27 protein-coding genes, 1 tRNA gene and 1 pseudogene are annotated in these 26,246 nt (G+C 63.8%); 15 read left to right on the top strand and 14 right to left on the bottom strand.

Annotated elements, in window-relative coordinates; genetic code table 11:
* Positions 1–19: 19 nt before the first annotated feature.
* The 4 genes from pdeM to ACEN9T_RS03615 are packed head-to-tail and all read right to left on the bottom strand — an operon-like array spanning position 20 to position 5,986.
* A complete protein-coding gene (gene pdeM, locus ACEN9T_RS03630) occupies positions 20–679 on the bottom strand; it encodes a ligase-associated DNA damage response endonuclease PdeM (protein WP_413706457.1) in 660 nt (219 codons plus the stop codon).
* Positions 676–3,291, bottom strand: a complete 2,616-nt coding sequence (locus ACEN9T_RS03625) for a ligase-associated DNA damage response DEXH box helicase (protein WP_413706456.1) — start codon at positions 3,289–3,291, stop codon at positions 676–678. The genes pdeM and ACEN9T_RS03625 overlap by 4 nt, the downstream gene beginning before the upstream one ends.
* On the bottom strand, positions 3,288–4,934 hold the full coding sequence (locus ACEN9T_RS03620; RefSeq protein WP_413706455.1) for an ATP-dependent DNA ligase: 1,647 nt from the start codon (positions 4,932–4,934) through the stop codon (positions 3,288–3,290). The genes ACEN9T_RS03625 and ACEN9T_RS03620 overlap by 4 nt, the downstream gene beginning before the upstream one ends.
* Positions 4,931–5,986 (bottom strand): ligase-associated DNA damage response exonuclease, encoded by a 1,056-nt coding sequence (locus tag ACEN9T_RS03615; protein ID WP_413706454.1) that lies wholly within the window; start codon positions 5,984–5,986, stop codon positions 4,931–4,933. Before ACEN9T_RS03615 ends, ACEN9T_RS03620 begins: the two co-directional genes overlap by 4 nt.
* Before the next feature lie 645 nt (positions 5,987–6,631).
* Between ACEN9T_RS03615 and ACEN9T_RS03610 the strand changes: the two genes are divergently transcribed.
* Together ACEN9T_RS03610 and ACEN9T_RS03605 are read left to right on the top strand one after the other, a co-directional pair.
* The gene (locus ACEN9T_RS03610; RefSeq protein WP_413706453.1) at positions 6,632–7,084 is read left to right on the top strand and encodes a hypothetical protein; all 453 of its coding nucleotides are present in this window, start codon (positions 6,632–6,634) and stop codon (positions 7,082–7,084) included.
* Positions 7,085–7,204: 120 nt separating this feature from the next.
* Positions 7,205–7,591: a hypothetical protein gene (locus ACEN9T_RS03605; RefSeq protein ID WP_092971200.1), complete on the top strand. Its 387-nt coding sequence runs from the start codon at positions 7,205–7,207 to the stop codon at positions 7,589–7,591.
* Between the two features lie 367 nt (positions 7,592–7,958).
* Here the strand turns inward: ACEN9T_RS03605 and ACEN9T_RS03600 are convergent, their stop codons facing one another.
* The 5 genes and pseudogenes from ACEN9T_RS03600 to ACEN9T_RS03580 all read right to left on the bottom strand — a co-directional run bounded on the left by ACEN9T_RS03600 (position 7,959) and on the right by ACEN9T_RS03580 (position 10,887).
* Positions 7,959–8,501: a hypothetical protein gene (locus ACEN9T_RS03600; RefSeq protein WP_139219356.1), complete on the bottom strand. Its 543-nt coding sequence runs from the start codon at positions 8,499–8,501 to the stop codon at positions 7,959–7,961.
* 125 nt (positions 8,502–8,626) lie between these two features.
* Positions 8,627–9,040 (bottom strand): hypothetical protein, encoded by a 414-nt coding sequence (locus ACEN9T_RS03595; RefSeq protein ID WP_254775630.1) that lies wholly within the window; start codon positions 9,038–9,040, stop codon positions 8,627–8,629.
* Between the two features lie 298 nt (positions 9,041–9,338).
* Positions 9,339–9,488 (bottom strand): annotated as a pseudogene (locus ACEN9T_RS03590) (Arm DNA-binding domain-containing protein); the annotation flags it as partial.
* A gap of 162 nt (positions 9,489–9,650) precedes the next feature.
* Positions 9,651–9,727: transfer RNA gene (locus ACEN9T_RS03585), tRNA-OTHER, on the bottom strand.
* Between the two features lie 98 nt (positions 9,728–9,825).
* Positions 9,826–10,887, bottom strand: a complete 1,062-nt coding sequence (locus tag ACEN9T_RS03580; protein ID WP_413706452.1) for an SDR family oxidoreductase — start codon at positions 10,885–10,887, stop codon at positions 9,826–9,828.
* Between the two features lie 119 nt (positions 10,888–11,006).
* Here ACEN9T_RS03580 and ACEN9T_RS03575 point away from each other — a divergent pair, with 119 nt between their 5' ends.
* Together ACEN9T_RS03575 and ACEN9T_RS03570 are read left to right on the top strand one after the other, a co-directional pair.
* Positions 11,007–11,912 (top strand): LysR family transcriptional regulator, encoded by a 906-nt coding sequence (locus tag ACEN9T_RS03575; protein WP_413706451.1) that lies wholly within the window; start codon positions 11,007–11,009, stop codon positions 11,910–11,912.
* A gap of 114 nt (positions 11,913–12,026) precedes the next feature.
* Positions 12,027–12,971, top strand: coding sequence for a chemotaxis protein (locus ACEN9T_RS03570; RefSeq protein WP_092971204.1), 945 nt, complete (start codon positions 12,027–12,029; stop codon positions 12,969–12,971).
* Positions 12,972–13,028: 57 nt separating this feature from the next.
* Here ACEN9T_RS03570 and ACEN9T_RS03565 read toward each other — a convergent pair whose 3' ends face one another.
* Together ACEN9T_RS03565 and ACEN9T_RS03560 are read right to left on the bottom strand one after the other, a co-directional pair.
* Positions 13,029–13,541: a hypothetical protein gene (locus ACEN9T_RS03565; RefSeq protein ID WP_092971205.1), complete on the bottom strand. Its 513-nt coding sequence runs from the start codon at positions 13,539–13,541 to the stop codon at positions 13,029–13,031.
* An 84-nt stretch (positions 13,542–13,625) separates the two neighbouring features.
* The gene (locus ACEN9T_RS03560) at positions 13,626–14,270 is read right to left on the bottom strand and encodes a TetR/AcrR family transcriptional regulator (RefSeq protein ID WP_413706450.1); all 645 of its coding nucleotides are present in this window, start codon (positions 14,268–14,270) and stop codon (positions 13,626–13,628) included.
* A gap of 139 nt (positions 14,271–14,409) precedes the next feature.
* Here ACEN9T_RS03560 and ACEN9T_RS03555 point away from each other — a divergent pair, with 139 nt between their 5' ends.
* The 9 genes from ACEN9T_RS03555 (at position 14,410) to paaE (ending at position 21,527) form a co-directional block, all read left to right on the top strand.
* Positions 14,410–14,841 carry a YybH family protein gene (locus tag ACEN9T_RS03555; protein ID WP_413706449.1) on the top strand — a complete coding sequence of 144 codons (432 nt, stop codon included), beginning with the start codon at positions 14,410–14,412 and terminating at the stop codon, positions 14,839–14,841.
* A gap of 72 nt (positions 14,842–14,913) precedes the next feature.
* Positions 14,914–15,345 (top strand): VOC family protein, encoded by a 432-nt coding sequence (locus ACEN9T_RS03550; RefSeq protein WP_092971208.1) that lies wholly within the window; start codon positions 14,914–14,916, stop codon positions 15,343–15,345.
* A gap of 237 nt (positions 15,346–15,582) precedes the next feature.
* Positions 15,583–16,110: an SRPBCC family protein gene (locus ACEN9T_RS03545; RefSeq protein ID WP_413706448.1), complete on the top strand. Its 528-nt coding sequence runs from the start codon at positions 15,583–15,585 to the stop codon at positions 16,108–16,110.
* A 40-nt stretch (positions 16,111–16,150) separates the two neighbouring features.
* Positions 16,151–17,599 (top strand): DHA2 family efflux MFS transporter permease subunit, encoded by a 1,449-nt coding sequence (locus ACEN9T_RS03540; protein WP_413706447.1) that lies wholly within the window; start codon positions 16,151–16,153, stop codon positions 17,597–17,599.
* 166 nt (positions 17,600–17,765) lie between these two features.
* Positions 17,766–18,785 carry a 1,2-phenylacetyl-CoA epoxidase subunit PaaA gene (gene paaA / locus ACEN9T_RS03535; RefSeq protein ID WP_092971211.1) on the top strand — a complete coding sequence of 340 codons (1,020 nt, stop codon included), beginning with the start codon at positions 17,766–17,768 and terminating at the stop codon, positions 18,783–18,785.
* Positions 18,786–18,802: 17 nt separating this feature from the next.
* The gene (gene paaB, locus ACEN9T_RS03530; RefSeq protein ID WP_004635034.1) at positions 18,803–19,090 is read left to right on the top strand and encodes a 1,2-phenylacetyl-CoA epoxidase subunit PaaB; all 288 of its coding nucleotides are present in this window, start codon (positions 18,803–18,805) and stop codon (positions 19,088–19,090) included.
* A 9-nt stretch (positions 19,091–19,099) separates the two neighbouring features.
* Positions 19,100–19,900 carry a 1,2-phenylacetyl-CoA epoxidase subunit PaaC gene (gene paaC / locus ACEN9T_RS03525; protein ID WP_413706446.1) on the top strand — a complete coding sequence of 267 codons (801 nt, stop codon included), beginning with the start codon at positions 19,100–19,102 and terminating at the stop codon, positions 19,898–19,900.
* Positions 19,894–20,406 carry a 1,2-phenylacetyl-CoA epoxidase subunit PaaD gene (gene paaD / locus ACEN9T_RS03520; RefSeq protein ID WP_413706445.1) on the top strand — a complete coding sequence of 171 codons (513 nt, stop codon included), beginning with the start codon at positions 19,894–19,896 and terminating at the stop codon, positions 20,404–20,406. Before paaC ends, paaD begins: the two co-directional genes overlap by 7 nt.
* A 20-nt stretch (positions 20,407–20,426) precedes the next feature.
* Entirely contained in the window at positions 20,427–21,527 is a 1,101-nt protein-coding gene (gene paaE, locus ACEN9T_RS03515; RefSeq protein WP_413706444.1) for a 1,2-phenylacetyl-CoA epoxidase subunit PaaE, read from the top strand.
* A 3-nt stretch (positions 21,528–21,530) separates the two neighbouring features.
* On the opposite strand, the gene ACEN9T_RS03510 is transcribed toward paaE, so the two are convergent.
* Both ACEN9T_RS03510 and pcaD read right to left on the bottom strand, forming a co-directional pair.
* A complete protein-coding gene (locus ACEN9T_RS03510; protein WP_092971214.1) occupies positions 21,531–22,151 on the bottom strand; it encodes a TetR/AcrR family transcriptional regulator in 621 nt (206 codons plus the stop codon).
* 75 nt (positions 22,152–22,226) lie between these two features.
* Positions 22,227–23,042 carry a 3-oxoadipate enol-lactonase gene (gene pcaD / locus ACEN9T_RS03505; protein ID WP_413706443.1) on the bottom strand — a complete coding sequence of 272 codons (816 nt, stop codon included), beginning with the start codon at positions 23,040–23,042 and terminating at the stop codon, positions 22,227–22,229.
* 111 nt (positions 23,043–23,153) lie between these two features.
* Here pcaD and ACEN9T_RS03500 point away from each other — a divergent pair, with 111 nt between their 5' ends.
* On the top strand, positions 23,154–24,104 hold the full coding sequence (locus tag ACEN9T_RS03500; protein ID WP_413706442.1) for a LysR family transcriptional regulator: 951 nt from the start codon (positions 23,154–23,156) through the stop codon (positions 24,102–24,104).
* Positions 24,105–24,235: 131 nt separating this feature from the next.
* Positions 24,236–25,054, top strand: coding sequence for a class I SAM-dependent methyltransferase (locus tag ACEN9T_RS03495; RefSeq protein ID WP_413706441.1), 819 nt, complete (start codon positions 24,236–24,238; stop codon positions 25,052–25,054).
* A gap of 63 nt (positions 25,055–25,117) precedes the next feature.
* Here the strand turns inward: ACEN9T_RS03495 and ACEN9T_RS03490 are convergent, their stop codons facing one another.
* A complete protein-coding gene (locus ACEN9T_RS03490; protein WP_413706440.1) occupies positions 25,118–26,245 on the bottom strand; it encodes an acyltransferase family protein in 1,128 nt (375 codons plus the stop codon).
* Position 26,246 lies beyond the last annotated feature (1 nt).

Genomic DNA, 26,246 nt, shown 5'->3' with positions numbered 1-26,246 from the left:
GGTGCTCTAAGCGATGGGCCTACGGCTGAAGCGGCCAGACGCGGTCGTCAATCACTCCATAGAGCGCTTCGCCCGGCGCAACGGGTGCCGTCCACAACCCTGTGAACTCGCCGAATGCGGGTAGCAGCGCTCCGCGTTGCCCGAAGCGGAAGCACGGCAGCCGGAGCCGGTCTTTTCCGCGTCCGCTGATGACAATGCCTGGGTGCACGTGGCCCGCGATGACGTAGCGATCGGGCACCACCTGCGGCTCATGGCATAGCGCGAAGGGGCCGATTGCCCACGGTTCTTCCACCACGTTGAATCGCAGGGCCGCAGGCGGGTCGCCCGCATGGCGGTCGTGGTTGCCGCGGACCAGCGTGCAGGCTACCTCTGCGTGTCGGGTGCGCCAGGCGGCGAGCGCGTCGATGGCCGCGTGCGCCTCGCGTGCGTGCAGCAGGTCGCCCAGCCACGCGATATGTTCGACGGGCAGCCGATCCAGCATGGCATCCAACCGGGCAACGGCCTGGACGGTGCTTCCGGCAGGCACCGGAACGCCGCGCGCGCGGAACGTCGCCGCCTTGCCGAAGTGCGCATCGGCCACCATCAGCATGCGTTGCGCGGGCCACCAGAGCGCGCGTTCGGGCAGCAGCCAGACGGTCTCGCCCGCGCACTGGATGACGAGGTCTTGGGCGGAGGTCATAGCAGTGGCAGCGGTTTCGATATCTTGCGTGGCCGGCGGGTGCGGCGGCTGGACTTGCCTGCGGCTTCGGGCGACTCGGTCAGGCGCAAGGCGGCCTGCACGTCTGCATCGATCACCGGCCTTGTTGCAGCATCCGGATCGGTCGGCTCGGGGCCTGCCGCGCGCTCAGCTTCGGCCAGCATGCGGGCGATCCGATCGGCGAGTTTCTCGGTCGAGAGCTGCTCGCGAAAACGCTCCACCATCAACGGAAAGCCGAACGGCGAAGGCCGGGTCAGCGCGCACAGTTCTAGCCGCAAACCACGCATGCGGATGAGGGCGGATTCAATGCGGTCCAGGTCCAGCTCCTGGCGCAGCACTTCCGTTTCTGCTTGCGAGAGCAGCAGGTTGCCGGGGTCGTGGCGCCGGAACACTTCATAGAACAAGCCGGACGACGCCTGCAACTGGCGCGCGCTCTTGTGCGCGCCGGGGTAGCCCTGGAACACCAGCCCCGATACGCGTGCGATCTCGCGAAAGCGGCGTTGCGCCAGTTCTCCGGCGTTGAGGCTGGCCAGCACATCCTGCATGAGCGTGTGCGTGGCAAAGAGTTCGCCGCTGGCAAGCAGCGCGGGCCAGTCGATAGGCGTGGCCGACAGGAGTTCGAGGCCGTAGTCGTTGAACGCCAGGGAGAACGTGGCCGGCGTGCGATTGGCTGCGCGCCAGCCCAGCAAGCTTGCCAGCCCCAGGTGCGCATGCCGCCCGGCAAACGGGTAGAGAAACAGATGCCAGCCCTCGCGGGAGTGCAGGGTCTCGGCCACCAGCGTTGCCGTGGTTGGCAATGCAGACCAGCGCCCTTGCAGCTCCAGCAGCGGACGTGCGGCTTCCATTTCGGGGCTGTCGAACCGCGCATGTGCCGCCGCATCGAGCTGCGCGACCACCGCGTGCGCCAGCTCGGTAGAAAGTGGCATGCGACCGCCGTTCCAGCGTGGCACGGCAGCGCGTTTGCCGGTGGCACGCCGCACATAGGCCGTCATGTCCTGCACGCGCACCAGCTCCAGCAGGCGGCCAGCAAACAGGAAGTTGTCGCCGGGGCGAAGCCTGGCAATGAACCCTTCCTCAATCGAGCCCAGGGCACCGCCGCCGGCTGCGCGCCACCAGCGCACGGTCATCGTTGCATCGCTGACGATGGTGCCGATGCTCATGCGGTGCCGCCGTGCGAGCCGTGCATCGGGCACGCGCCAGATGCCGTGTTCATCTGGCGTGACGCGGTGGTAGTCGGGATATGCGGTGAGCGAGTGGCCGCCCTGCCGCACGAAGTCGAGCGCCCATTGCCATTCGTCATCGCGCAAATCCCGGTAGGCCCATGCGCGGCGCACTTCCTGCAACAGCGCGTCGGGCACGAAGCCGCCGCCCAGTGCCACCGTCACCAGATGCTGGACAAGCACATCGAGCGGCTTGTGCGGCGAGGTGCGGGCTTCCACGTGGCCCGACACGGCGGCTGCGCGTGCGGCCGCGCCTTCCACGAGTTCAAGGCTATGCGTGGGCACCACCGTCACGCGAGAAGGCCGGCCCGGCGCATGGCCCGATCGCCCTGCACGCTGCAAGAGCCGCGCCACGCCCTTGGGCGAGCCGATCTGCAATACGCGTTCCACCGGCAGAAAATCGACGCCCAAATCCAGGCTTGATGTACAGAACACCGCCTTGAGCATGCCTTGCTTGAGCCCGGTCTCGACCCAGTCGCGCGTTGAGCGGTCCAGCGAACCGTGATGCAACGCAATCAGCCCGGCCCATTCCGGCCGCGCGTTGATGACGGCCTGATACCACAGCTCCGCTTGCGAGCGCGTGTTGAGAAACACCAGCGCGGTGCGGGCGCTTTCCAGCTCCTCCAGCACATGCGGCAGCATCGCCATGCCCAGATGCCCGGCCCACGGAAACCGGCCTACGCCATCGGGGAGCAGCGTATCGATCTCCAGGCGCTTGGGCAGGTGGCCTTGCACCAGCGTGCCGGCGGTGGGCGTCGTCGCATCGCCCAGCGCGTCCATGGCTTCCGGCAGGTTGCCCAGCGTGGCTGAGAGGCCCCACACGACCAGCCCCGGTGACCACGTGCGCAGCCGCGCCAGCGCCAACTGCACCTGCACGCCGCGTTTGTTGCCCACCAGTTCGTGCCATTCGTCGACGACGACCACGCGCACAGAGCCCAGGGCTTCACGCGCATCGGCGCGCGCGAGCAGCAACGACAGGCTTTCGGGCGTTGTCACCAGGGCGGTGGGCAAACGGCGCGATTGCGCGGCGCGCTCGGCATTGCCGGTGTCGCCGGTGCGCTGCCCGAGGGTCCAGTGCGGCGCCAATGCCTGTGCGGCGTCGGTCAATGCGCGCGTGGTGTCGGCCGCCAGCGCGCGCATGGGAGTAAGCCACAGCACCGACAACGGCGGCGCGCCGCCGCGCCCGCGCACTTGCGCCAACCGTTGCAGCGCACCGAGCCAGACCGCATAGGTTTTCCCCGCGCCTGTGGTGGCATGCAGCAGGCCCGATTCGCCGCGTGCCATGGCCGACCACACGGCGCGCTGGAACGGCATTGGCTCCCAGCCGCGCGCGGCAAACCATGCATCAAGATCGGGCAGCGCGGCTTCGTTCATGACGGCGGCAGCAGGCTTTCCAGCGTCTGCAGGGTATCGGCTTCGGCAACGGGCTTGTCATGGCGCCAGCGCAGCATGCGCGGAAACCGCACCGCGATGCCGCTCTTGTGGCGCGCGCTGCGTGCAATGCCTTCAAAGCCGAGTTCGAACACCAGGGTGGGCGCTACGCTGCGCACTGGGCCGAAGCTCTCCACCGTGGTTTTGCGGATCAACGCGTCGACCTGGCGGATCTCTGCGTCGTTCAGGCCGGAGTACGCCTTGGCAAAGGGCACCAGCTTGCGCTCCGGCACGTCGGGCGGTGCATCCCATACGGCGAAGGTGTAGTCGGTGTACAGGCTCGCGCGCCGGCCGTGGCCACGCTGCGCATAGATCAGGACGGCATCGACCGAGAACGGATCGATCTTCCACTTCCACCACACGCCCACATCCTTGGTGCGCCCCACGCCGTAGCGTGCGTCGCGCCGCTTGAGCATCAGCCCTTCAACGCCCAGCTCGCGCGAGGCCTCGCGCTGGTGCGCAAGATGCTGCCAGTCGTCGCCTTGAAGCAACGGAGACAGCTCCAGCGCCGGATGGATGCATTCGGCAATCACACGTTCGAGTTGCGCGCGCCGTTCGCTTTGCGTGCGCTCGCGCAAATCCTGCCCTTGCCATTCGAGCAGGTCATACGCCAGCAGCACGGCTGGCGCCTCTCGCAGCACGCGCGCGTTCAGCGTTTTGCGGCCGATGCGTTGCTGAAGCAGCGCAAACGGCTGGACGCGACCGTCTTGCCAGACCACGATCTCGCCGTCGAGCACGGTGCCCGGCGGCAGCACCTCCGCCATGGCGGACAGCTCGGGAAAACGATCGGTGATGAGTTCCTCGCCGCGCGACCACAGCCATGCGCTGTCGGCCCGGCGCACGAGTTGCGCGCGAATGCCATCCCACTTCCATTCGATTTGCCATTCAGCAGGCGCGCCGAGCAGGGTGTCGAAAGCGTCCACTTCGGCCTGCAGCGGATGCGCGAGAAAGAACGGATACGGGTGGCCGGTATCGAGCGCGTGGCCGTCGACGCTGGCATCGGCCAGCAGCGCCCGATAACGCTCGGCTGTGGGCGCCTGCCCGATGTCGGTATAGCCCATCAGCCGTTGCGCGACGTGCTTGGGGTCGGTGCCGCCCACCTCAGCCAGCGCGCGCGTGACCAGCAGTTTTGACACCCCCACGCGAAACGCGCCGGTCATCAACTTCATCAACACCAGCCGCGCTTGCAGCGGAAGGCCTCGGCACAGTTCCGCAAGGCGAGGCAGTACCAGCTCGGGCGGCTGACCGCGCAACGGCAGCAAACGCGTTTCCATCCACTCGGCCAGGGTGGCGTCGTCTGCGTGATCCGCATCGGGCAGGACGAGGGCGATGGTCTCAGCCAAGTCGCCCACGGCTTGGTAGCACTCCTCAAACAGCCAATCCGGCAAGCCGGAGGTGGTCTGCGCAAAGCTGGCGAGCACGCGCAGCGGCACCAGCTGGCGCGGCTTGCCCCCGGCCAGGAAGTAGACCGCCCAGGCGGCGTCGGCATCGGGCGCGGTGCGCAGATATGCCACCAGTGCGGCCAGCTTGCCGTTGTTCGACGTGGTGGCGTCGAGCTGCGCGTACAGATCGGCAAAGGTTCTCATGGCGCGGGCTGATCCACTGGCGCGGACGTGTCGCGTGCTTCGGCTGCATCGCCTTCTTCGCCGTCGTCGCCATACTCGGTGGCGAAGGCGCGCGCATCCAGGCCACGCTCGCACAGCCAGCGCACCATCGGGGCCACTTGCCCGTGCGTGACATAGACACGCGTGGCACCTGTGGCGTCAATGGCCTGTAGCAAGCCGGGCCAGTCGGCATGATCTGACAGCACGATGCCGCGATCGACGCCGCGCCGCCGACGCGCCCCGCGAAGCTGCATCCAGCCGCTGGCAAACGCATCGGCATAGTCACCAAAACGGCGCATCCACGGCGTGCGTTGTGCGGACGGCGGGGCCAGCACGAGCGCGCGTCGCAAGTCTGCACGCGGCACATCGGTCACAACTTTCGTGGGTGGGAGCGCAACGCCCGCGTGCCGATAGGCGGCGTCTAACTGCAGCATGGCGCCGTGCGAAACAATCGGCCCAATGCCGGTATCGAGCCCCGAGAGAATGCGCTGTGCCTTGCCGAACGCGTAGCAGAACACAACGCTTGCGCGGCCCGCCTCGGCATTGCCGCGCCACCAAGCGTTGAGCTGCGCAAAGATCTCGGTCTGCGGGCGCCAGTGGTAGATCGGCAGTCCGAAAGTGGATTCGGTGATGAAGGTATTGCATCGCACGGGCTCGAACGGTGTGCAGGTGCTGTCCGCCTCGACCTTGTAGTCGCCGGACACGACCCACACGTCACCGCCATATTCCAGCCGCACCTGCGCAGACCCCAGTACATGCCCCGCCGGACGAAAGCTCAACCGGACCCCGTGATGGACGATGGATTCACCGTATGGCAGCGTCTGCAGGGCGATGTCGGCCCCCAGCCGCGCGCGCAGCACGCCCGCCCCCGGGGCGGCAGCCAGGTAATGCTGGTGCCCGACGCGGGCATGGTCACTGTGAGCGTGCGTGATGACGGCACGGTCAACCGGTCGCCATGGGTCAATGTAGAAGTCGCCTGCCGGGCAGTACAGGCCGCTGGGCGTTGTCACGATCAGGTCTGCCGCGCTGGTCATCGTTCGCTCTCATTGGTTGCCCTTATCTGACGCCTGCGCCAGCGTTAACGCAATGGCTGCTTGCGCACGGGCTCGCCGCGCATGTCGGCCGGGCCGCCGGGGCCTGCTGCGGCATTGGTGCCCGAAGGATCATGGCTGCCGCCAGGCTCGCGCGATCCTACGGGCGTGTCCGTAGCCAGTGGGTCAGACGATTTTGGCGCAGATGCCGGCATGGTGTCCGGATACCGTGACAAGGAGTGTTTTGCCGTCTTAGGTTGAGCCGCTGGTGCGGCGTCTGGCGATGCCGGATGCGGGGCAGCGGGCTGTGCGAGCGAAAGCGCGCTGCCAGTCGTCGATACCAGGAAGAACAGCCAACCCGCTGCTGTTCGCTTTGTCACTCGTAATGCGTGATGCATGCGTGGCCTCCGTTGCGCTCCCGTGGCGGAAGCAGCCGGCATGCCCGGTCTGGTGATCGGTGGGTGCGGTGCAGTTAGCTTCGCGGCCCGCGGCGGCGGTTTGCCATGTCTTCAATGGCGGGAAAAAGGGACGGTCGGCAGCCTCGGGGCAGTTCAGAAGTTGATCTGTATCAGCCAGCGAAGGCCAGCATCGGCGTACCGTGAAGCCTATTAGAAAGAGCCATCCAATAGGCTAAAACGGGGAAACGTCATGCTTGAACATCAACCGGACGAGGTGGTTGCCGCCACCCTTTGGGAACTGGAGTCCTCTGTGTCCCATGCGCTACCCAGAGGCGCGCTCGTCAGCTCTGCTCGTACCAATTGCGGCGGCTACGACGTCGCAGCGAAGTGGACGATGTCGACACTCCGTGGCAATCGGCAGGAATGTACGTTGGCAGTGCATTTCAGCTTGGCCGAGGCGAAGGCGTACTGCCGATTGAACCATCCGAGACGGGAAGTGATTCGCCGGCGGGTGGGCGAATGGCTGTGCGTCCAGTTGGAGTTCCGGGGCTCGGAGCCGTGCGCAGACACAGGCTACGACTTGGCGCTCACCGTGCCCAACGCATTCTTCGTCGACGAGAGAGACGCCATCCGTGTAGGCCGTGAAGACCGGGAACACGATTTTTCGCTCCATCGGGGCGCATCACGGCCGCCATTGACGTGAGGGCCGCCGATTGGCGCTCTAAACGCCGGTTCGTTGTGCGCCGTCAACGCATGGAGTTACACAGCAGCTACCTTCGAATGGCGGCCCGTCAATGTGGGCACGCGGGAATACGGAGGCCTTATGCGCGAGCGGATCAACGAAGTCGAAAGGACTGGTCTACGTGAACTCCAAGATGCGCTCACAGAGACGCTGCCCCGTCGCGCCGTCTTGCGGCTTGAAGGGGATGAACTGGACGGAATAGATGTACACGCGTGGTGGATCGTGGAAGGTCCGCAAGGCGACAAGCAGGTCAATTCGATTTCATTCCACCTGACGGAGTTGATGTTGCAAAGCTACTTTCACCAGTCCGTCGACGCCCGTGCAAGTACATGCCGACGATTGAAGGATTGGGCGAGCTGGGCGCTCGAAGGCGCAGAAGAGACAGACGACAACGAGATGGGCTTCGATATCTGCGCGGTTGTACCCGGAGGCATTTTTCATCCAAGCGTCGACGCACAACGGCCCTGACATCCCGGTCGCGGGGTGGTATCGGCTTGCGTCGGTGTTCAGGATGTAAGCGTTGGATGACTGCGTTATGCAGCGCTTCCCCCACGCTGAGCGTTGTGGGGAGGCGGGACAGGCCAATCGACAGGCGATTGAGAGCAGACGTTGCGGCAGGCGAAAATCGCCCGCAAAGCCTCGTAGTACAGGGATTTTTGAGTTTTGTGCCGTTAGGAGATTCGTGGCCGGAAAATAAGCCATAAGCTGACCACAACACGGGGATTTCTTTCGACGTGCCGATAGACAGATAAAGCATAAGTTGTGGGTTACGTGGTCAAGCGCGAGAGCGCGAGCATTACCGTGCGTCGGTGCTGCTCGCGCCACAGCTTTCCAATTAGAACGTGATGGCGACTGGCGTCGTGTGGTCGTTTCCGACATAGGCCGGTGCAAGGCAATTTTGGCCGTCGCACTCCGCGGACTTCACGTTCCCTTGAACTTGTGTCTGCCACGAACCTGCCTGGATCTCATGGCGCCACTGCAGCGTGCCACCAGAGCTGAGGTTCCACATGACGTTCTTCCAAGCGTTCGTACAGTCGGATCCGAAGGCGTTACTGTCGGTGATATTGAAGTACCCCGGTACACCGTTCCTGACGGTGTAAGAAGCGGGGCCGGCATCGTGCATGCAGTGGCTCGCTGTCTTTGTCATGGTGATGTCTGAACCGGTGTTATTCAACAAGATGAGCGTGTAGGTAGCAGACTTGTTGATGGGGCCTCTCTTCTTACTCTTCTCGGCCAGTGCTTGGCCTCCGACGCCAAGAAGGGCCGCGACCATAACGGTAGCAACGACTTTCAAATGGGCTGCTTTCATTTCACGAACCTCGCGCTTGGTGGTGAGTTTTCTATGCGGCGGATGACGCTGTGAGAGCGGTGTGCGCACGTCACGCCCGCCTCAAGCAGCAGACTAGGAAACTTCTGATCCGGCGCCCCGTGAAAGATTTTTAGTTCTGATGTTGAGCGTTGCGAGCGCGCGAGCACAACGAGAAAGAAGGAAACAAAAAGCGTTTACCTTCTCGCAACACTTCCTTGGTCTTCAAGACTGTTCGGCTGAATATCGAACTCCACCGAGGTAGTGAACCCGCTGTCATTCACGTTGTGAACGACGCGTTCCATCGACCAACCCGTGCTGTCGATCTGCAGCTTCCACCCGCTCACCTTTGCATGTAGCGACGGAAACAACTCAGCCCGCCCACGCGCCAGCGTGATGTTGAGCGTCGCCACCCCACGTTGAATCTTCTGCCACTCGGCCCGCGCTGCACGCTCGGCGTTGGACTTTGAAGCGTACGTGTGCCGCGGCACCTTCACGTTGTCGGGGTTCGGGGCGGCCTGCACCGTCTCCTGCTTCTTTGTCCCTTGGGTGGTCCGTTGCTCTTTCGTCGCCACGGCGTTGGAAGCATCGATGACAACCTCGCCGCGCACGCCGGCGCGTGTCCTGATAGTGCGCCTTCGCACCGTTGTAGTTCTCCCGATCGGTAACGCTGAATGTATGCGCACCGCCCGACGCGCGGGTGATGTCGACGGTTGACAGCAGCAGGCGCGAACCGCTGGCCGGCTCGCCGGCGGGGATGAAAAGCAGCGTGCCGTTTTTGACGGTCGCAATGGCGTCGAACTCTTTCTCCAGGCGAGAGAGAAAGTTGGCGTCTGACTCGCCGGTCTGGTCGACGTGAACAATGACCTAGCCAGCGAGCTTCTTGCCCACCAGTCAGGTGAACTTGTTGCGCTTTTCTTTCTCGTCGATCCGATCTTTGAGATGCCACCACTTGCCGCCAGAGGGCGACACTTCGAGGTAGAGGCCGTTGCCATCGAACAGGCGTTGTAGCTTGTCGGCCGGCCTGGCATTTCGGATTGCGATATCAGTTAGTGACATTTGGGGGCAACTCATTTTCGGGGACCAAAGTTGCCCCAATGTTGCCCGCAGAATTGTCGCGCTGCCAACGAATGGCAATGGACGACAGCAGGCGAAAATCGCCCGAAAAGCTTGGTAATACCGCGATTCTTGAGTTTTGTTGTTCCTCAATAAATCATCAGATGGTGGGGCGTACAGGATTTGAACCTGCCTGCCTGCGCCGGTAAACCGCCGCCGCTCGACCCATGAGCTACCGCCCCGCCTTCACTATATCGACCCTTCCTGAGGAAACCCGAGTCGGGACATCTCCCTAGCCGGATCGGCCAGTGCGCCGCTGCGGCGCAGGCATCCGGATGCTCTACCCCGGAATGATTCTGCGCTGGCGTAAGTCGTCGAAGATGCGCACGAACATCGCTTCTGTCTCCACGTATTCGTGAAAACCAAAGCGGCGTGCCTTGGAGCCGTCACCGAACATGTCGTAGTCCCACGAGAAGACGAAGTCGGCAAAGCGCCACGAAGACACATCGCGGTAGGGCGTGTTCGCCAAATCATGTTTGGCGATCATGCTTTGCCAGAGCGGCGCCTTGTCGGCCATGACGGTGTCGAGCGACAAAGGCAGTGGCGGGGCGACTTCCAACGCAAAGTAACCGGCGATCTTGGGCCACATTTCGCTCCAGCGGAACAGGTCTCCGTTGTTGACGTTGAAAGCCTGGTTGGCGCAGCGCGGGTCAGTGGCGGCCCACACGGTGGCGCGGGCAAGCACACCGGCATCGGTCATCTCCAGCAGGTGATCATATGCGCCGGGTTTGCCGGGAAAGCGCAGCGGCAGGCCCAACTCTTTCGAGATCGACGCATACACGGCAATGGCCACCGCCAGATTCATCGGGTTGCCCAGCGCGAAGCCGCCCACCACCGACGGGCGGATGGCCGACCACGTCCGGGCCTTGCCCTGCTGGCGCGCTTCCAGAAAGGTCTGCTGATCGAACATGAATTCAGGCGGCATGAAGTGCGCATCGGTTTCGCGCGCCGGCGTTTTGAAAGGCCCGAGGTGACCGCCGTAGACCTTGTAACCCTGCATCAGGCTGATGTGCGCGAGGTGGGGCGACGCGGCTTCGATGGCGTCGACCACGTTGGTCAGCATGGCGAGGTTGGGCGGCACCAGCTCGGCCCAGGTCGGACGGTCTTGGTACGCGGCGTAGAAGACGTGGGTGACGTTGCCCAGTGCGCCGAGCTTGATGCGCGTGTCAGCCGCGTCGAGCAGGTCGACGGCGATGTGCCGGATGTGCTCTGTCGATTCACCGCCGCGACGCGACAGGCCCACGATGCGCCAGTCGTCCAATGTGGCGAGGTGCTCGATCAGGTTGCGGCCGATCACGCCCTGTGCGCCCACGACGAGCGCGACTTTGTTCTGTGCAGTCATGTTGGTGTTGGGATTGAGCCCGGAGCATCAATGGCAAGGGCAATGGCAACGAGTATGAGAACGATCGAATCTGTGCGATAGACTGCCTACAAGCACAACATCTATGAATTGAAATCACAATGTCGCGGCTTGATGTCAATCGCTTTGGCGAGATGGAAGTTTTCGTGCGGGTCGTGGAAGAGAGCGGCTTCTCTGCCGCGGCGCGCGCCTGCCGGATGACGCCGTCGGCGGTGAGCAAACTGGTGGCACGGCTGGAAGCCCGACTGGGCGCGAGACTGGTGAACCGTTCCACGCGGCGCTTTCGGCTCACGCCCGAGGGCATGGCGTTCTATGAACGCAGCGTGACGGTACTGGCCGATCTGGACGAGGCCGAGCGTGAGGCTTCCGCCGGGGCGCAGCCTTCAGGGCGCTTGCGCATCAATTCCAATGTGCCGGTCGGCACGCATCTGCTGCTGCCGATCGTGCCGGCGTTTCTGGCATGCCATCCGGAGGTGTCGCTCGACATTGCGCTCACGGATCGCGTGGTCGACCTGCTGGAAGACCGCACCGATGTTGCGCTGCGTAGCGGCCCGCTGAAGAGTTCTCGGCTGGTGGCGCGCAAGCTGGGGCAGACGCGCTTGATGGTGGTGGCATCGCCCGCCTATCTGGCCCGCGCCGGCACGCCGCGAACGCCGGCCGATTTGGCAAGCCACAACTGCCTGACGTTCAGCTATGTGCGGGCCGCCAACGCCTGGCCCTTTATCAAGCGGGGTCGCCGCACAGAATTCACCCCACACGGCAACACGCAGATCAGCGATGGCGAGGCGCTGCGCGCCGTGGCGGTCGCCGGGCTGGGTTTGGCGCGTCTGGCCGAGTTTCAGGTGCGCGCCGATCTGGATGCGGGCCGTCTCGTCCCTGTGCTGGAGGATTACAACCCGGGCGAGACCGAAGACATCCACGCCGTCTATGTCGGTCAAGGGGCACATCTGCCGGCGCGCGTTCGAGCGTTTCTGGATTTCCTGGTCGCCCACGTAAAGGTTGCCTAGGCTTTTGTTTCCCCACGCTGGAAGGGCATGGCCTTCACATTCGCGAAACCCTTCAAGTTGCCAAATGCCGTGCCGTTTACCGCCACATAACGTGTGCTTGAACGGGGGAAGACAATGTCGCAGCACGAAGTCGATGAACGGACCAATCTGACGAACAACAACCGCTTTGAACTGTTGTTGTTTCGCCTGGGCGAATCTGCGCGCTCCAATCAGCGCGAGATGTTCGGCATTAACGTGTTCAAGGTGCGCGAGATCATGGTCATGCCGCCTGTGACGCATGTGGCGGATGCCGGCGCCCATATCCTGGGCGCGGTCAATGTGCGCGGCCAGATCATTCCCGTGATTGACCTCGCCAGCGTGATCGGCACCAAAAACGGCAATGCCAACATCCTGCTGATTACCGAATATGCGCGCTCCACCCAAGGCTTTGCGGTGGAAGAAGTGGACGAGATCGTGCGCCTGGAGTGGAGCCAGATCTTCCCGGCCGAGGCGAGCGTGGGCAGCAGCAACATCACCAGCCTGGCGCGCCTTGACGGCAACGCCGACAACTCGCGTCTGGCACAGGTGATCGACGTCGAACAGATTCTGGTGGATGTGTTCCCGACCCGCCGTACCGATCTGGCGCCCGACAATGACGAGCGTCCGATCAAGCTGCCGCCGGGTGCCAAGCTGCTGGTGGCGGATGACTCGGGCCTCGCGCGCTCGCTCATCGCCAACGGTCTGGAAGCGATGGGCACACCGTACGTGATGACCAAGAGCGGCCAGGAAGCGTGGGACACGCTGCAGAACATCGCACGCGATGCGGCCCGCGAAGGCAAAACTGTGCGCGACAAGATCGCGCTGGTGCTGACCGATCTGGAAATGCCCGAGATGGACGGATTCACGCTCACACGCAAGATCAAAACCGAGCCGGCATTCCAGTCGATTCCGGTGGTGATTCACTCGTCCCTGTCGGGCTCGGCCAACGAAGACCACGTGCGCCGCGTCGGCGCCAACGGCTACGTCGCCAAGTTTGAAGCGAACGAACTCGCGCAGGCCATTGCTTCTGCGCTCGGCTAGTCACTGAGCTAAGCACTGAGGCCCGGCTGGCGTGCAATGCGCCGGCCGGGCTTGTTATCACTTGCGGCTATGGTGGTCGCCGCCAAGCGGGTCCACGACGATCATGGTGCGATCAAGCACGCCGTTGTCGTCGAAGAGGGCGTTGAAGTGCGCCTGCTGATACCCGAGGACGTACATCCGGTATGACCACGCCTCCCGCTTCATCAGCGGGTAGTACTGCGTTGGCTCGCGCGGCATGCCAAAGCGCTCCGCCACATCACGCTTGGTCCAGACGCCGGGCCGGGCTTCGTAGATTTCCTTTTCAGTCAGCATCTGCCGGAAGTTGGTGAGCTTGCCGCTCGCGTCAAAGTCTGCGGCATAGACTTCATGCCCCATCGGCTGCTTGGAATAGATCCAGCGGTGCGTGCCGCCTGCCAACTGGTACGTCTCGGTGGGGACGCCGAAGGTCTCGCGTACGGCACTTTCGGGCTGGCCGATCATCTTTTGCGCCGTCTGGATCGGCGAGAGCGACGCGCATGCGCTCAGCACGAGCGCGGCGGCGCCGATCCATCTGCCTGGTCGCATCTGCATGGTGGTTCTCCGGTGTGTGGCCTGTGCTGATGGTAAACACTTCGGGTGCGAGCAATATTCCATCGACCCGCGGTCCAGCAGTCTCTACAGCCCGTTTTCCACCATTTCCACTACACGCAACGCAATGGCGCCGGTCTGCTCGGGCGGGCGCCCGCGCAACGGCCCATCGATGATGAGCAGGGCCAGCCCATGCACGGCCGACCATGCGAGGTATTCGGCACCCGGGCGGCGTTCGGCCGGCAGTACGCCGGCAGCGGTCATCCGGTCCAGCGCCAGACTCAGCAACTGGAACGGGTTCAGGCCGCTATTGCCCGCCTTGGCGGGGTCCGCATCGTTTTCCACTTCATCAGGTACCGCAAAGGCCGTGCGGAAGAGGCCGGTCTCCGTCTGCGCAAACCGCAGATAACCCACGCCGATGGCGCGTAGCGACGCACGTGCGCGCGCATCCTCGGGCCACGTCGGGTCGATGGCATCCAACTCTGCTTCCATGGCCCGCGCCAACGCGGCCAATGCCTCTGCCCGGACGGCCTGCAGCAAGTCCTGTCGCCCCGCGAAGTGCCGGTAGGCGGCATTCGGCACCACGCCCGCGCGGCGCGTGGCTTCGCGCAGCACGATGGCGTCAGGCCCGCCGGCGCGCGCCAGTTCAGTGCCGGCGTCGAGCAGCGCGCGTCGCAAGTCGCCATGGCGATACGTGGTGCGCACGGGTGGTCGAGGCGGTTCCTGGGTCATGCAATGCAACTCCGCAAGTTCTATGTGGACACCGTCCATTATGTCTGCTATCGTTTGTGGACAGTGTTCACAATTCAACCCTAGGCGCTGTGACGCAAATTTCCAAGCCTTTAGTGCGACAGATTCTTGGGAGGTCAACATGACGATTGCCATCACCCCAGCGAATGACGAGGTCCAACTGCGCACGTTGATTGACACATGGGCTGCCGCCGTTCGCGCCAAGGATATCGACGCCGTTATGCGTCATTACGCACCCGATGTTGTGGTGTTCGATGTGATGCCGCCGCTGTTTGTAAAGGGCGTCGATGCATACCGTCGCAACTGGCAAAGCTGGTTCGATGCGCTTGAGGGCCAGGCTGATTTCCAATTCACCGAGCTGCACCTTGAGGTGAGCGGCGATCTGGCCTATTGCTTCAGCGTGAATCGCCTGCGTGCGCGCTATCGCGACGGAGCGAAGCACGATGCGCAGACGCGCGCCACCGTGTGTTTCCGCAAGCGCGATGGCCATTGGCAAGTCGTACACGAGCATGCCTCAGTGCCGATGCCGGTGCCTGAACCGGCGTGCGGCTGAGCGACGTTTTCCCCGACCGCGTGGCGCAATGCGCGGCTTTGCAGTCCCCCAAGTCCACCCCAAGGAGTTGTGATGCAAGTTCAACCGTATCTGTTCTTCGAAGGTCGTTGTGAAGAAGCGCTGGAGTTCTACAAGAAGACGCTCAGCGCCAAGGTCGATGTGGTGATGCACTACAAAGATGCGCCCAAGGACGCGCAGCCCACCGCCGAGCAATGCGGCGGCATGGCACCGCCGCTCGACAAGGTGATGCACGCCGCCTTCCGCGTGGGCGAAACCCAGATTCTTGCCTCTGATGGCATGGCCGGCGGCAAGACAGATTTCAAGGGTTTCGGGTTGTCAGTCAGCGTGCCCGACAACGCCGCGGCCGAGCGCACATTCAAGGCACTCGGCGACGGCGGCCAAGTCACGATGCCGATGTCCGAAACGTTTTTCGCCAACGCGTTCGGCATGGTGACCGACCGCTTTGGCATCACGTGGATGGTGATTGCGCCCAAGCCGATGTAATGGCTGCAATGCATGTGCAAACGGCCACCGGGCGGTGGCCGTTCTACGCAAAATCGTAGGACGCCCGCTTTGGTGCAGGGCGATGGTCCGGTGCTAGACTGCGCGATCACCGGGGCCTTACCAATATCAACGAAATCACCCCCTGGGTGACGACCGGCTGTTCTGGCCGCGACCCTTTGCATGGCGTGCGCAAAGGCGTCCTTTCACCTGCTGCCCCCATCTGTTGGAGCGCTCTTCATGCTGAAGATCATTGCGATCGTCATAGCCGTCGCGATTGCTGCTGTGCTGGGTTTTGCCGCCACCCGCCCGAATACCTTCCGCGTGCAGCGCGAGATCGACATCAAGGCGGCGCCTGAAAAGGTGTTCGCCCTGATCAACGATTTCCACCGCTGGACGGCCTGGTCTCCGTGGGAAAAGCGTGACCCCGCGATGAAGCGCACCTATGGCGGTCCCGCCAATGGCAAGGGCGCGAACTATGCGTGGGATGGCTCGCGGGAAGTTGGGGCGGGGCGCATGGAGATCGTCGATTCAACGTCGCCCAGTCGCATCCAGATTCAGTTGGATTTTTTGAAACCGTTCGAAGCGCGCAACACGGCGGAATTCACGCTCAAGCCTGCCGGCGATGTGACGCACGTCACCTGGGCCATGTATGGCCCGAGCCCATTCATCTCCAAGATGATGGGTCTGTTTTTCAGTATGGACGCGATGATCGGCAAGGACTTTGAAGCCGGTCTCGCCAACCTCAAATCGGCTGCGCAATCCTGAGCAACATTCAGGCGCGGCGGCCAATCATAGGAGTGACTCCATGACGCATGGCATCGACGAACGCAAGCGCTGGCTTGCCCTCATCGTGCTCTGCCTGGGCGTGCTGATGATCGTGCTGGATACGACCATCGTGAACGTTGCGCTGCCGTCCATCCAGGCAGACCTGGGCTTTACTGAAACCTCGCTCGTGTGGGTCGTCAACGCCTACATGCTGACCTTTGGCGGCTGCCTGTTGCTGGGTGGCCGGCTGGGTGACCTGTTCGGACATCGCAAGCTGTTCCTGCTGGGGCTGACGCTGTTCACGCTGGCATCGGCTGCGTGCGGGCTGGCGAATTCGCAAGGGCTGCTCATTACCGCGCGCGCCGTGCAGGGGCTGGGCGGCGCGGTGGTGTCGGCGGTGTCGCTGTCGCTGATCATGAACCTGTTCACCTCGCCGGCAGATCGCGCCAAGGCGATGGGCATCTACGGCTTTGTGTGTGCGGGCGGTGGCAGCATCGGCGTGTTGCTCGGTGGCTTGCTGACGAGCACGCTGAGCTGGCACTGGATCTTCCTGGTCAACCTGCCAATTGGCGTGGCCGTGTATGCCGCCTGCGTCGCGTTGTTGCCTGCGGGCAAGCCGTTGGCCGATCGCACGAAGCTGGACGTGGCAGGCGCGATTGCCGTGACCGCGTCGCTGATGCTGGCGGTGTACGCCGTCGTGCATGGCAATGAAGCCGGTTGGACCTCCACGCAAACGCTAACGCAGCTGGGCATGGCCATTGCGCTGATGATCGCGTTCCTGATCATTGAATCTCGCGTGTCGCATCCGTTGATGCCGCTGCACATGTTTGCTCTGCGCAACGTGGCTACGGCCAACGTGGTGGGCGTGTTGTGGGCGGCGGCGATGTTCGCGTGGTTCTTCATCTCGGCGCTGTACATGCAGCGCGTGCTCGGCTACAGCGCCATGCAGGTGGGGCTGGCCTTCCTGCCGGCCAACATCATCATGGCGGTGTTCTCGCTGGGTTTGTCGGCCAAGCTGGTGATGCGCTTTGGCATTCGCGCGCCGCTCTCGGTGGGTTTGCTGGTGGCAGGCATTGGGCTGGTGCTGTTTGCGCGCGCGCCTGCGGGCGGCAGCTTTGTGCTGGACGTGCTGCCCGGCATGCTATTGCTGGGCTTGGGCGCCGGTGTGGCATTCAACCCGGTGCTGCTGGCCGCCATGAGCGATGTGGCGCCGGATGAATCGGGCTTGGCGTCGGGCGTGGTCAACACCTCGTTCATGATGGGTGGCGCATTGGGCCTCGCCATCCTGGCAAGTCTGGCTGCCGGGCGCACCGAAGGTCTGGCTGCGGCAGGGGCCGATGTCACGACCGCGCTGAATGGCGGCTATCACCTCGCGTTCCTGCTGGGGGCGGTTGCAGCATTGCTCGGCTCGGTGCTGGCGGGCGTGTTCGTGCGCACGCGCGCGCACGGAGCGGCGCAGGGCGACGCATCGTCGGCAGCGCCAATCTGAGCCACCGAGAAAGGACCCGAGGAAGGGAGCGCACCGCATGTCTCACACGAGGCATGCGGTGAAATCCTTTATTGACCGACCGGTCGGACGGTTTATAATCGATCCATCCAAAACACGGCGCGCATGATGCACCGTGCACATGCCCAGAAAGCGGCCGGAGGATCGCATGTACACCCAAAGCCTCGACCAGCCTGGCGGTCTGCCCACGGAGCAGGAGCTGGCGGCCGCCTCTCAAGGCGAAGCCGATTTGCAGGCGCGGTTTGACGCCCGAATTGGCGCAGACCAAAAAATCGAGCCGCAAGACTGGATGCCTGCGCCGTACCGCAAGACGCTGCTGCGGCAGATTTCCCAGCACGCGCATTCCGAGGTGGTGGGCATGCTGCCCGAGGGCAACTGGATCAGCCGGGCGCCGTCGCTCAAGCGCAAGGCCATCCTTCTGGCCAAGGTGCAGGACGAAGCGGGCCACGGCCTCTATCTCTATTCCGCCGCGGAAACGCTCGGCAGCTCGCGCGACGAGATGATCGACGCGCTGCACGAAGGTCGCGCGAAGTATTCGTCGATCTTCAATTACCCGACGCTCTCCTGGGCAGACGTGGGCGTGATCGGCTGGCTGGTCGACGGCGCGGCCATCATGAACCAGGTGCCGCTGTGCCGTTGCTCATACGGCCCGTATGCGCGCGCCATGATCCGCATCTGCAAGGAAGAATCGTTTCACCAGCGTCAGGGCTATGAATCGTTGCTGACGATGATGGGCGGCACGCAGGCGCAACGCGACATGGTGCAGGAATCCGTCAACCGCTGGTGGTTTCCGGTGCTGATGATGTTCGGGCCGCCCGATACTGCATCGCCCAACAGCGCGCAGACCATGGCCTGGGGCATCAAGCGCATCTCGAACGACGATCTGCGGCAACGCTTTGTCGATGCCACCGTTGAACAGGCGCGCGTGCTCGGCGTGACGCTGCCCGACCCGGGCCTTACATGGAACGAAGCGCGCGGCCGTTACGATTTCTCGCCGCTCGATTGGTCCGAGTTCAAGCGCGTGCTGGACGGCCACGGCCCGTGCAACCGCGAGCGCCTCGCCACGCGCAAGCGCGCACACGAGGAAGGCGAATGGGTGCGCGAAGCAGCGCTCGCCTATGCGCGCAAGCAGGCCGAACGCGCCGCCGCCAACCAACAAGCTGCCTGAACCGGAAGGAGCCCACCATGCATCAACACGAATGGCCGCTGTGGGAAGTGTTCATCCGCAGCAAGCAGGGCCTGGAGCACAAGCACTGCGGCAGCCTGCACGCAGTGGACGCCAAGCAGGCGCTGCAGATGGCGCGCGATGTCTACACGCGCCGGCAGGAAGGCGTCTCGATCTGGGTTGTGCCGTCGGCAGCCATCACCGCCAGCGAACCTGACGACAAGCCGATGCTCTTCGACCCGATGGCCGACAAGATCTATCGGCACCCGACGTTCTATCGGCTGCCCGATGAAGTCAACCACATGTGAGCCGCGGTCATGACTTCCGACGCGCATCTGCAATACATCCTTCGTCTGGCCGACAACGCGCTCATCCTCGGCCAGCGCAACGCCGAATGGACTGGCCATGGTCCCGTGCTGGAAGAAGACATCGCACTGTCCAACCTGAGTCTTGACCTGATCGGCCAGGCGCGGCTGCTCTACACGCACGCAGGGCAGATCGAAGGCACGTTCACCGGTACGCCGCGCACCGAGGACGACTACGCCTACTGGCGTGCGGAGCCCGCTTTCCGCAACTACACGCTGCTGGAGTTGCCGCATGCGGGGCCGATGGTGGCGACCTCCGCAGTCGCGCGCGACTATGCCGTCACCGTCGTCCGCCATTTCCTGTACGCCGCATTGATGGTGCCGCTATGGGAAGCGTTGACGCGTTCGACCGATACCGAACTGGCTGCCATTGCCGCCAAATCGGTGAAGGAGATGCGTTACCACCTGGCCCATACGCGCGACTGGCTTGTGCGCTTCGGTGATGGCACCGAGGAATCGCATGCACGTGCGCAGGCCGCGCTCGATTGGCTGATGCCGTACACGAACGAATTTTTCGCCGCGGACGACGTTGAAACGGCCGCGGCCGAAGCCGGCATCGGCGTGCGTCCGGCTGACCTGCGCGACGCGTGGGAAGCCACCGTGCGTGACGCGCTGGACGAGGCCACGCTGCGCTGGCCTGAGCCCGGTCCCTACGTCAGCACCGGCAAGCACGGCGTGCATTCCGAGCACATGGGCTATCTGCTGGCCGAGATGCAGGGGCTGGCGCGCCAGTTTCCGGGGGCATCGTGGTAAGCGAGCGGGTGGACCGCGCGCGTATCGCGCTGGAGGCCGTGACCGATCCCGAAATTCCCGTGGTCACGCTCGCCGAGCTTGGCATCCTGCGCGATGTGCAGCTCGATGAGGCCGGCACACTGGTGGCAACGATCACGCCCACGTATTCCGGCTGCCCGGCCATGGAGCAGATTGCCGATGATGTGAGCCGCGCATTGCAGGCGGCAGACGTAGGTGCGTATCGCGTGCACTCGGTGCTGTCGCCGGCATGGACGACGGATTGGATTACCGCTGAAGGGCGCCGCAAGCTGCACGCCTTTGGTATCGCGCCGCCGGCACATGTGGCCGAAATGGATGGCGCTCGCCCGATTCGTCTCACGCGTCCCGCGCAGGCCGAGCACATCGCCTGCCCGCAATGCGGGTCGCACGATACGGCGCTCATTTCCGCCTTCGGCTCAACTGCCTGCAAAGCGCTGTACCGCTGCCGCGCGTGCCGCGAGCCGTTCGACTACTTCAAGCCTTACTGAGCCCACAGGGCACGACCGCCATGACCCCGCAATTCCACCCCTTGCGTGTTGCCGAAGTGCGCGGCGAGACGGCCGATACGATTTCCGTGCGCTTTGACGTGCCGAATGACTTGCGCGATGCGTACCGTTTTACGCAGGGCCAGTTCCTGACGCTGCGCGTGCCGCCGGGCCAATTGCCCGGACATGAAGAACTGCGGCGTTCGTATTCCATCTGCTGCGCCGTGCAGGACTATGACGCGCACGGCGAACTGCGTGTGGCGGTCAAGCGTGTCGATGCCGGGGTCTTCTCCAACCACCTGCACGACCGCATTCGCGTCGGCCAGACGCTTGATGTGCTGCCGCCGGACGGCCGCTTCTACGTACCGCTGGCGGCCGAAAGCGCGCGCCACTACGTCGCCTTTGCGGCCGGCAGCGGCATCACGCCGATCCTGTCGCTCATCAAGACGACGCTGGCTGCGGAGCCGCAGAGCCGCTTCACCCTGGTCTACGGCAACTGCAGCGTCGACAGCATCATCTTTGGCGAGGCGCTCGAAGACCTGAAAGACCGCTACCTCGATCGCTTCGCGCTGTATCACGTGTTGTCGCGCCAGGCGCAGGAGATCGCGCTGTTCAATGGGCGGCTCGACGGCGCGAAGGTGCACGCTTTTCTGGACACGCTGATCCCGCCCGACGATATTGATGCCGCCTTTATCTGTGGCCCCTCGACGATGATCGATGCGGTGGAAGCGGCGCTGCTGGAGCGCGGGGTGCCGCGCGAGCGTGTGCATGCCGAGCGCTTTGGCGTGCCGGTGGGCGATGCGTCGTCGGCGCCCAAGCCCCGCAGGCATGCCGCAGTGGCGGGTGATGTCGCGCTCAAGGTTGTGCTCGATGGCAAATCGCACGAAGTGCCCATGGCGGGCGACGCCAAGGTGCTCGACAGCGCGTTGAACGCGGGGCTCGATTTGCCCTATGCGTGCAAGGGCGGTGTGTGCTGTACGTGCCGCGCCAAGGTGCTGGAAGGCCGGGTGGAGATGGACAAGAACTTCACGCTGGAAGACTGGGAAATCCAGCAGGGGTTTGTGCTGACCTGCCAGGCGCGGCCGCTTACGCAGCGCGTGGTGGTCAGCTATGACGAGCGGTGAACGTCAACCTTTTCTGGCGCCTGAGCCGCTCAGCCCGTTTTCCAGCATGTCGATCACCATTTCCGCATAGCCCTCATACGAGAGTGGCCCGTCAGGTTTGAGCCAGGTGAATGTCCAGTTCATCATGCCGAACAGCATCATCGTGATGGGCGTGCGGTTGGCTTCATCCACCTTGTCCGGGTAAGCCGCGCCAAGTTGCCGGCCCACGGCCGCCACCACGTCCCGCTCGCGCGCGAGCACGATGTCGCGCTGCTCCGGCGCCAGGTATTTCACGTCATTGAGCAAAGCCACATGCCGGGTGCGCGACGTGGCGTATTCGGCCAGGAAGGTACGGACCAGCAGATGCAGCGTGGCACGCGCCGAAAGCTTGGCGTGCCGCGCGTCGCTCTCGGCGCGTTCAACCAGATCGGCCAGCCGGCGCGTGTAGCGGTCGAGCAGGTCGAACAGGATGGCTTCCTTGCCTTCGTAGTAGTGATACAGGCGCGATTTGGAGCCGCCGCACGCAGCGGCAAGCTGGTTCATCGACACGCTCGGGTAGCTGTCGGCCGCAAAGGCTTCGGCGGCGGTGTCGAGCACGCTTTCGCGGCGCAGCTCGAATTCGTCTTCGTTCTTGACGCGGGACATGGCTGGCGGCACATCGGTTGGATGGCCGCCATGTTAACCGGCTGGGTTGCCGCGTGTCGATGCCGCGTCGATGTATCAAGCCGTTTCGTGCACGGCCAGGAAGTCCAGCACAGCGTCCATAAATGCGTCCGGCAGCTCCACGTTGGCCAGGTGCACGGTGTCCAGCATGTGCAATTGCGCTCCTGGAATGGCGGCGGCAATTTCCTCGCCGTGACGGGCGGACGTCACGGTGTCGTGCTGGCCGGCAATGACGAGCGTCGGATGCGTGATCAGCGTGATCGTGCGGCGCAGGTCGGCATCGCGCACGGCCGTCCACCCGCCGATGATGCCCTCGCGCGGCGTTGCCAGCAGCGTGCGGCGGAACGGCTCAACGGCGGGGTCGCGTGCCTCCAGCATGCGTGCTGGAAACCAGTTGCGCAGGAGTGTTTCGGTCGTTGTCTGCATGTCGGCCGCCTGCTGAAGCTCGGCGATGGCCTGATCGAAATACTGCGTCGGGCCGATATGCGCGGCAGTGTTGGACAGGATCAGCCGGTCAATGCGTTCCGGAACATGGATCGCCAGCCACTGCGCCACGATGCCGCCCAACGACAGCCCCAGCATATGCACCCGCTCGATGCCCAGCGCATCAAGCAGTTCCACCACGTCACGTCCGAGCCGATCGATCGAATATGCGCCGGCCGGTGCATCCGAAGCGCCATGGCCGCGCGCGTCGTAGCGCAGCACATGAAAGTGTTCGGCCAGGCGCGGCACGCTCACGTCCCACATGCGCAGGTCGGTGCCGATGGAGTTGGACAGCAGCAGGACGGGCTTGTCCGCCGCGCCGTCGAAGCGGTAGGCGATGCGCGTGCCGTCACCGGTGGTGATGAAGGAAAGGTCGTTGCGGTTGGTCATGATGGGCTCCTGAAAAAGACGGTTGAAACGGTTGGGATGTCGTCATCCTAGAAGCCGATGAGATTCGTGGATACTATGAAGTTCTGACGAACTTTGTAGGTTTTGCCGACAATGCAGAACTTCACGCTCCACGAGCTGCAGTGCTTTGATGCGGTGGTGACTGGCGGTAGTTTTCAGGCGGCCGCTGACCGGTTGCATCGCTCGCACCCTTCGGTGTTTGCGGCTGTCGCCAAGCTGGAGGGGCAGGTGGGTTTGAGTCTGCTGGACCGCAGCGGCTATCGTGTGCGCTTGACGGAAGCGGGGCGATCGTTTCATCGCAAGGTGCAGTCCGTGCTGCGCGAAAGCGATGAACTGCGAACCCACGCAAAGCAGCTGGCGATGGGCGAGGAAGCCGAGCTACGCGTGGTGCTGGGTGACCTGTGCCCGCTGCAGCCCGTGCTGGCATTGCTCAGCCAGTTCTTCAGCCAGTGCCCGCAGACGCGCCTGCAATTGCAGTTTGAAGCCGTCACCGGACCGTGGGAGCGCTTACTGGAAGACGATACCGACCTGATTGTCCATCGCGTGCCAAAGGGCGACGTGCGCATGGAGTGGATCGATCTGGGCAAGATCGCCATGGTGCCGGTGGTGGCGCCGGGTTTTCTGCCGTTTCCCATAACGTCATCCATTACGCCGCAGCAGATGCAGCGCTTCATGCAATGCGTCATCAATGATTCCGCGCGGAACCCGCCGGAGCAATCCCACTACGTTATCGAAGGGGCGCCGCAGTGCGCCGTGCCGGATCAATTGATGAAGAAAGAGCTGATCCTCCACGGTATGGCGTGGGGGCATCTGCCGCGTTTCCTGGTCGATGCGGAATTGCGCGAAGGGACATTGCTGTCGATTGCGGGGCGGCATTTTCCTGGCATGGTGCAGGAGCTGGCGGTTGCGCGGCGGCGGGATCAGCCGCACGGGCCCGTCGCCAATCGGCTATGGGACTTCCTCGGCGACCACGCACCGGTGCTCAAGCCGGCGCTGGGGCGCGTGCCGCGTCAGGCAGCCGCGGCCATCAGAAAGCGGGGATAATCCGGCGCCTTGCCGATCCCTTCATGCCCCGGCAGGCATGTCATCTAGTCGACTTGGCGGAGTGCCCGCCGCGCGGTTCCGCACTATAACCATTCATGCCCAACCCTCTATTCGGGCAAAGGTGGTGAACGATGGCTGCGCATGGCACCGATCAGGTCTTCTCCGGCTCCATTCCCGAGCTGTATGACACGCTGCTGGTCCCATTGATCTTCGAGCCGTATGCGGTGGACATGGCCGCACGGGCGGCGTCATGTCAGCCGCAGCGCGTGCTGGAAGTTGCCGCAGGTACCGGAGCCGTGACGCGCGCACTGGCGCGTGCGCTGCCTGCAACCACGGAGATTGTCGCGACCGACCTGAACCCGCCGATGCTCGATCGCGCGGCCGCCGTGGGCACAGACCGGCCCGTGACATGGCAGCAGGCCGCCGCCCAACAACTGCCGTTTGCCGATGGCTCTTTCGATTTGGTGATCTGCCAGTTTGGTGCGATGTTCTTCCCCGACCGGCCCAGGGCCTTTGCTGAGGCACGGCGGGTGCTGACTCCGGGCGGCAAGCTGCTCCTGAGCGTGTGGGGCCGGATTGAAGACAACGACTTTGCAAATGTGGTGACGAAAGCGCTGGCGAAACGCTTTCCCGAGAATCCGCCGATGTTTCTGGCGCGTACGCCGCATGGTCATTACGATCCGGTGCCGATTCAAGCCGACGCGCGCGCGGGCGGCTTTACCGCAGAGGTCATGTACGACGTTGTCCCAGCGCGCAGCCGGGCAGACACGGCGCGCGCGGTTGCCATTGCGTACTGCCAGGGCACGCCGGTGCGCGGCGAACTGGAGGCATTCGGCCCCGATGCTCTGGCCGACGCCACCGACGTATGTACCGATGCATTGACGGCGCAGTTCGGCGCGGGCCCAGTCGACGGCAAGATCCAGGCGTTGATGTTCAGCGTGACAGCTTGAGGAGAGCAGGTAGCGGCATCGGTATCGCGTTACGTGGTGCAGGTGGTGCAGAGGCGTCGCTGCTCAAGATTCTTGTTGACCCAGGTGCGTACGCGAGCCGTGTCGACGGTTGCGCATCCAGTCGACGGCGCGGCGGCCCAGAGCGATGGACGGCAATTCGACATAACGATGCAGGAGCATTGCCAATACCAGCGTCAACGCAAGGTTGACGGCAAACAGCATCAGTTGCGTGCCGATCCACTCTGGCGCCAGCCTGCCCACCAGGCGGTGCGTGGCTTCGATCACGCTGGGATGTACGAGGTAGAGCGCGTACGACAGCTCACCCAGCCAGACTGCGACGCGCGGCACGCGAAGCTCGCCGCATTGCTCCATGGCCACCATGCCGATCAACAACGCGCCGGCCGGGAGCCCGCGGGCCAGCAGATCGAACTTGGGAACGGGGCCAACGACCGACATCACGAACGTTGCCACGCCTACCGCCATCAGCATCCGCGCGAAGACCGGCGTTAGGCGATGCCGATGCGCCGCATACAGCCACGCCAGCCCCGCGCCCAGCAGGAACTCCAGCACGAGCGGATTGGCTGCCATGGCCTGCAGCGGTGTTGCCCAGTCGTACAGTGCTTCCGGGTTGCGCTGCACGACGCCGCTATGCCAGAACGGCACGATGATCGTCGTCGTGAACAGCGCCAGTGCCACCAGCCCAAGCGCCCGCCGCCCGAACAGCGCCAGCCCGATCGCACACAACGCATAGAAGAACACTTCGTAGTTGAGCGACCAGCCCACATATAGCGCCGGATATCCGAAGTACGGCGCATCCACATTGGCCTGCGGCGCAAACGCGAGCGAGGTGAGCAGCACGCCCGCAGACACCGGGTTGAGCCACGTGGAGTGCAGCACCGACATCAACCAATAAGGCGGCACAAGCCGGAACGCACGCTTGATGAGAAATTCGCCGGCCGGCTCAGGCCCCTTCGGGCCAAGAACGGCGACCCACGCAATGATGAAGCCGCTGATGACGAAGAACATATCCACACCCACATGCCCGCGCTTGATCACATGCGTGGTCAGCCACGCCAGGGCAGGGATGTCGGCATGGGCCAGGGCGAGCCCGGAGTGGTACACCACCACATACAGCGCGGCAAAGCCGCGCAGCGCCTGAATGCTGAGAAGGGAAGACGAAGATCGGTTCACG

Origin of the sequence: Ralstonia sp. Ralssp110 (genome assembly GCF_047325135.1) — a bacterium.
In the GTDB taxonomy this organism is placed as follows: Bacteria; Pseudomonadota; Gammaproteobacteria; order Burkholderiales; family Burkholderiaceae; genus Ralstonia; species Ralstonia mojiangensis.
Note: the sequence above shows the minus strand (reverse complement) of the source record. Positions and strands in the feature narration are given on the sequence as shown.